We start from the raw sequence: 5,061 nt of genomic DNA, 5'->3' as shown, positions 1-5,061 counted from the left end.
AATGTGCTTTTGAATCTGGGCTATAAAATTGATACAGACTGGAAACCGGTTAGAATAGAGTTATATAGTGATGAACTTGGTTACTTAGACATTCACCCGTTCGTTTTAAATGAGGACGGAACTTCAAAACAAGCTGATTTAGAGGGTGGATGGTATGAGTTTGAAAAAGATTACTTTGGTAGTGTTTTTTTTGAAGGCAAAACAATTCCTTGTATATCTTTAAAAGGCCAAAAAGTTTTCCATTCAGGTTATGAATTAAGAGATAAAGATAAGCATGATATTTCAATTCTTGAAAGTTTATCAAAATAACATTGCTGTAATTTCTAAGATAAATTTCAGTTTGTCGGTACGAAGAAAAAGGTAAAATACTTCATTGATAAGATTAGCGGTCAAGGCGAGAGGGAGTGAGGTGTAGATATTGACACCAAAAAGGCACTCCCTTATACTTGACGGAAAAAGGTAAAAAAAACTCATTGATAAGATTAGCGGTCAAGGCGAGAGGGAGTGAGGTGTAAAAAGACTATGGCAAAATACACCAAAAGGAGAGATAAAAGAGGGTATGAGTGGAAGTCTGCTTATCGGGAGAAAGAAGCCCTTATGCTGGAGAGGGGATACCTGGAAGTAAGTCCTCATGATTTCTATCGGGAGTTGTTTCCGGCTGGCAGTCTCCAGCAAGAGCCGGAGGACGGAAAAGGCAATATTATAGCGACACAGATTAGACCGTCCGGTAGGGGAAGAACCCGGCAGTGGGTAATTGATGATAGTCTGAAAATGCTGGATAAGGTCATAGGGGATAGGTTTGGGCTGATACCGCCTATTAGTTTTTACGGAAAGTCACACACGAAAGAGAACGCTCATGAGCTGTTTGCGGTGGTGGTGGATGTGGACTATGTAGGCAAACAGCAGTTAAAGAACCTGTTAAAGCAGTTTGGGAATGGTGTGCAGCTTCGTCCGACTTATCTTGTCAGCTCCGGCAAGGGGGTACATCTTTACTATTTCTTGCAGGAGCAGGTTCAGTTGTATCGAAACAGGGAAGAAGTGCTTGCGGAGCTAAAAGAAGCTCTTATCCGGCGGCTATGGAATGATACTAGCTCTATCCGTCCGGACAGCCCGGATATAACCGGTATTTATCAAGGTTTCCGGTGTGTGGGGAGTCAGTCGAAGCTGGGTGCAGATTTCCCAGTAAAAGCCTATAAGCTGTCAGAGAACCGTTACACACTGGAGGATATAAAAGCCAGCATACCGAGCTGTAAGGTAGACCTTGCTCCGTTGTATGAGAAGCCGAGAAGAAAAAGTACCGTTACGCTGGAAGAAGCAAAGGAGCTGTACCCGGAATGGTATGAGAAGCGGATCGTGCAGGGAGAGCCGAAGCAGAAAAGTAAGAAGCAGGGCGGTACGTGGGTATGTAATGAAGCTTTATATGAATGGTGGAAACGGAAAATAACCGAGGAAGTGAAAGCTGGAGGGCGTTACTTTTCCATTATGGCGTTATGCTCTTATGGCTTGAAGTGTGGCATATCCGAGCAGAAGATACGGAGAGACGCCTATGCGTTCCTGGACCATTTAGAGAGTCTTACCGAGGACGAGGACAACCATTTCAGCCGGGCAGATGTGAAAGACGCTCTCCGGGCATTGAAAGGGGACAGAAAAAGGCTGTCAACGATAGCAAGCCGGGAATGGATAGAGGATAACACAAAGGTTACGATACCAGCCAATAAGCGGAATTACAGAAAGCAAAAAGACCATGTAAAGGTTATGAATACTATGAAAGCTTTAAAAAAGCAGTTAGGAGAAGAAGTAAAAGAGGGTAGACCAAAAGGGAGTGGAACAGCGGAGCAGACAGTCAGAGAATGGCAGGAGAGCCACCCGGCAGGAAAGAAAGCAGACTGCATACGGGAGACAGGATTGAGCAAGCCCACCGTTTACAAGTGGTGGAAGTAGGGCATACTTGAAATGGCTATCTGAATATGCTATAATGGCGATAGCTAAAAAGGATATAGTACCACGAGTACACAAAGCGAAAGCCCCAGAGTTGCAGCTCTGGGGCTTTCATTTAGGTTAGTTGTCACTGTCGTCTCCGTCTAACCATTTGCAGATGTAGTAGCTGGCTACGCCTGCCATAACGGAAACCAAAAAGGATATAATAATTTCCACGAGTACACCCCCTTTCTGTTGCCAGATTGGGTGCGACAACGCTGGATATTATACCACAGAGGCAGAAATGCCACAATAAGCCATTTTCCCTTGTTTATCATCAGAGCCATAAGGAAAAGAGTGTCAAGGGCGGTCGAAAGACCGCAGAGTTTACCCTTGACGCTCTTTTTTGTTGGCTATCATGCCGGAGGGGAAAACGGCTGTCCGTCCGTTCCGTTACTTCCCCCTGTGCTTCATTGTCCGTTCCGGCGGAAGAAAGTAAAGGGTAGTCTGCGACCATTTTTTATCTGCTGTACTCGCTGATCGGCAAGCCGAAGCTCATACTGCAGATAAAAAACAAGCCCTTGACTGTCTCCCTCCTACACTCCCAAAGTCGCCCAAGAGGAAGTAAGCTCCACTATATTCTTGGCAGAATATACGCACGAATATATCCGCTTGACAAAAGTGCTACCACCATACTATAATATGTGTAGCGTATATATTGCAAGTTCCCTAAAGTGTTACCACTTTAGAACTTGTGAGGGTGGCAAGCCCCCCTTCAATCCCCCTTAAATCAGAGCCGGAAGGCTCGTCATGCGGTGGTGTTACCATCGGGAAAGTGAGGTCATCATGGACAAGAAGTATATCGAAAATCAGTATCATCTGGCAGTGCTGGATTTTCAGACAGCCCGTAGTGAAGAAGCACAGTGGGAGGCAAGAAAGACCATGGCAAGGCTGGAGCAGATAGCCGCACAGGAATATGGTTTTGAATACGCAGATGATTTGCACGAAAGAGAATTAGGGGGGAAAAGGGTATGAAAGTAGGAGCGTTTCAGATTGGCAGATACCACGCCATTATCAAAAAGAGCTATGCCGACGGAAGTGCCGACTATGAAACGTCTTTTTCAGACGAAGCAGACCTCATGGAAAGCGTGTACTGTATTAAGTTATGTGTCGGGAAAATGGTAGGACTTGCAACGGACACCCCGAAAGTCCTTGCCGATGTGCAGGTTATCCGGGGAAAAGAGAACATTGTCCGGGAACTGGAGGGAAAGCAGCCATGAACAAGACAAGACCGAAACAGCTATCTTTCCGGGTAAACGAGGAAGAATACCAGCAGTTGCAGGAGAAGGTTTTCCAGAGCGGGAAGAACCAGCAGGAGTATATCCTTTCCTGTGTGCTGGAGAAGCAGATCGTGAATACGGACGGTATCAAAGAACTTATCCCGGAGCTGAAGCGGATCGGGAACAACCTCAACCAGATAGCAAAGAGGTGTAATGAGGGCGGAGTGCTGCCAAGTGAAGCCGAGGTGCGGGAACAAGGGGAGGAGCTGAAGCAAGTATGGCAGTTATTAAGGCGGTATCTTCAAAGGCAGGCATAGGACAGGCGATTGATTATGTGACGAAAGAAGAAAAGACAGAGGAGAAGCTTGTCAGCGGTTTGCATTGTGAAGCAGAGACAGCAAAGGAGGAAATGCAGGCTACCAAGGAACTATGGGAGAAAACCGGGGGAAGGACATACAAGCATTTTGTCCAGAGCTACCATAAGGACGAGAAAATCACGCCGGAGCAGGCACACAGGAACGCCTTACAGCTTGCAGAGAATACGCCGGCATGGAAAGGGTTTGAGGTGCTTGTGGCTACCCATAAGGACAAAGACCATATCCATACGCACTTTATCGTCAATTCCGTCAATTTTGAGGACGGGCACAAGCTCCAGTGGAGCAGTGCCGACCTTCGGGAGCTGAAGGAGCGGTGCAACGCACAGAGCCAAGAGCAGGGGCTGCACGTCCCGGAAAAGGGAAAGACCTTTGAAGGAGCGGAACGAGAGGAAACAGTGGCATGGAGTAAAGACACCTACCAGCTTTTGAAACAGGCAGAGCAGGGAAAGGTCAAAAGCTATGTGCAGGACATTGCCCTGGCAGTCCTGGACTGTAAGGAAATAGCGACCAGCCGGGAAACCTTTATCCGGCTGATGAATGAAAGAGGGTACGGAGTGGACTGGCAGGACAGCCACAAGTACATCACATATACTGACTTAGCCAGGGAACAGGCAGGAGAAAAGGCTTGCAAAATTCGTAATAATAAGCTGGAAAAATACTATAACATGGGTTTTGGAAAGGAGGAACTGGAGCATGAGTTTGAGAGAAATGCACGAACAGCAGAAGTCAGAGCAGGCAAGTCCGAGAGAACAGCTCCAAGAACTGAACCGACAGAGCCGGACAGAGCTGGAGAACAGCCTGCTGAAGGAAGCCTTAGCTTTGTCGAGCGAGAGCTGCGAGGAATTGATGAAGCAGTCAAATCAAGGACAAGCAAGGGCAGAGCAGAACAGGCAGAGAGACGCCGAACTGAGCAGGCAGCTCATCAGCGAGCTGAAGAAGAACGTAGAGCAGTTAGAGAACGGCAACGAACTGCTTCAGAACGCCATATCAGCCGAAATTGGGAGCCTGAGAGATGAGGTTAGAGAAAGTACCGTCCAAGAGGTTAGAAAGGCATTACAGGCGAATATAGAGGCTGTACAAAGGGCAACAAAAGCCCTTGAGAAGCAGTCTGATACACTTACAAGCGTAATGAAGCAGAAAGTCCGGGAACTGGAGGAAAGCAAAAACAGCTTTTTTAGGTATGAGGGTTTGAAGCTGTACCTGTTTTGGGGCGGTATGGTCTGCAATATCTTAGTGTTTCTTATGCTGTTGTATGGTATGATTGGTAAGTAAAAAGAAAACGACAAATCGGAATTTTAAAAAGGAGTGTGATGACCATGATTTTTGATTTTGAGCCTTGGCAATTAGATATTGATATTGACTTAACTAAACAATTATATAGAAGTTGTAAAGGAGACTTTGTATGGGTAGAAAAGAAATAACAACAAAAGAAGATTTAATGAAAGTAATAGAATTATTCGAAAATACTGGAATTACATACTGGTTGG

6 protein-coding genes are annotated in these 5,061 nt (G+C 46.1%); all 6 read left to right on the top strand.

Annotated elements, in window-relative coordinates:
- Positions 1 to 309: nucleotidyltransferase domain-containing protein (locus tag DW059_RS14860; protein ID WP_442969776.1), on the top strand; the 309-nt coding region annotated here is incomplete at its 5' end.
- 213 nt (positions 310 to 522) lie between these two features.
- Entirely contained in the window at positions 523 to 1,941 is a 1,419-nt protein-coding gene (locus DW059_RS14855) for a repa (RefSeq protein WP_117699306.1), read from the top strand.
- Between the two features lie 822 nt (positions 1,942 to 2,763).
- Positions 2,764 to 2,952, top strand: coding sequence for a hypothetical protein (locus DW059_RS14845; protein WP_147326067.1), 189 nt, complete (start codon positions 2,764 to 2,766; stop codon positions 2,950 to 2,952).
- Complete coding sequence (locus DW059_RS14840; protein ID WP_117511033.1) at positions 2,949 to 3,197, top strand: hypothetical protein; 249 nt, start codon at positions 2,949 to 2,951, stop codon at positions 3,195 to 3,197. Before DW059_RS14845 ends, DW059_RS14840 begins: the two co-directional genes overlap by 4 nt.
- Positions 3,194 to 3,514, top strand: coding sequence for a MobC family plasmid mobilization relaxosome protein (locus tag DW059_RS14835; protein ID WP_117511031.1), 321 nt, complete (start codon positions 3,194 to 3,196; stop codon positions 3,512 to 3,514). The genes DW059_RS14840 and DW059_RS14835 overlap by 4 nt, the downstream gene beginning before the upstream one ends.
- Complete coding sequence (locus DW059_RS14830; protein ID WP_117699305.1) at positions 3,475 to 4,590, top strand: relaxase/mobilization nuclease domain-containing protein; 1,116 nt, start codon at positions 3,475 to 3,477, stop codon at positions 4,588 to 4,590. Before DW059_RS14835 ends, DW059_RS14830 begins: the two co-directional genes overlap by 40 nt.
- Positions 4,591 to 5,061: the final 471 nt, after the last annotated feature.

This window comes from Roseburia sp. AF42-8 (genome assembly GCF_003435965.1).
Lineage (GTDB): Bacteria > Bacillota > Clostridia > Lachnospirales > Lachnospiraceae > Roseburia_C > Roseburia_C amylophila.
Note: the sequence above shows the minus strand (reverse complement) of the source record. Positions and strands in the feature narration are given on the sequence as shown.

What these genes read in the sequence shown, in the direction of transcription:
- DW059_RS14835 (WP_117511031.1), top strand. Translation starts at nt 3,194, where the DNA reads ATGAACAAGACAAGACCGAAACAGCTATCTTTCCGGGTAAACGAGGAA.
- DW059_RS14840 (WP_117511033.1), top strand. Translation starts at nt 2,949, where the DNA reads ATGAAAGTAGGAGCGTTTCAGATTGGCAGATACCACGCCATTATCAAA.
- DW059_RS14845 (WP_147326067.1), top strand. Translation starts at nt 2,764, where the DNA reads ATGGACAAGAAGTATATCGAAAATCAGTATCATCTGGCAGTGCTGGAT.
- DW059_RS14830 (WP_117699305.1), top strand. Translation starts at nt 3,475, where the DNA reads ATGGCAGTTATTAAGGCGGTATCTTCAAAGGCAGGCATAGGACAGGCG.
- DW059_RS14855 (WP_117699306.1), top strand. Translation starts at nt 523, where the DNA reads ATGGCAAAATACACCAAAAGGAGAGATAAAAGAGGGTATGAGTGGAAG.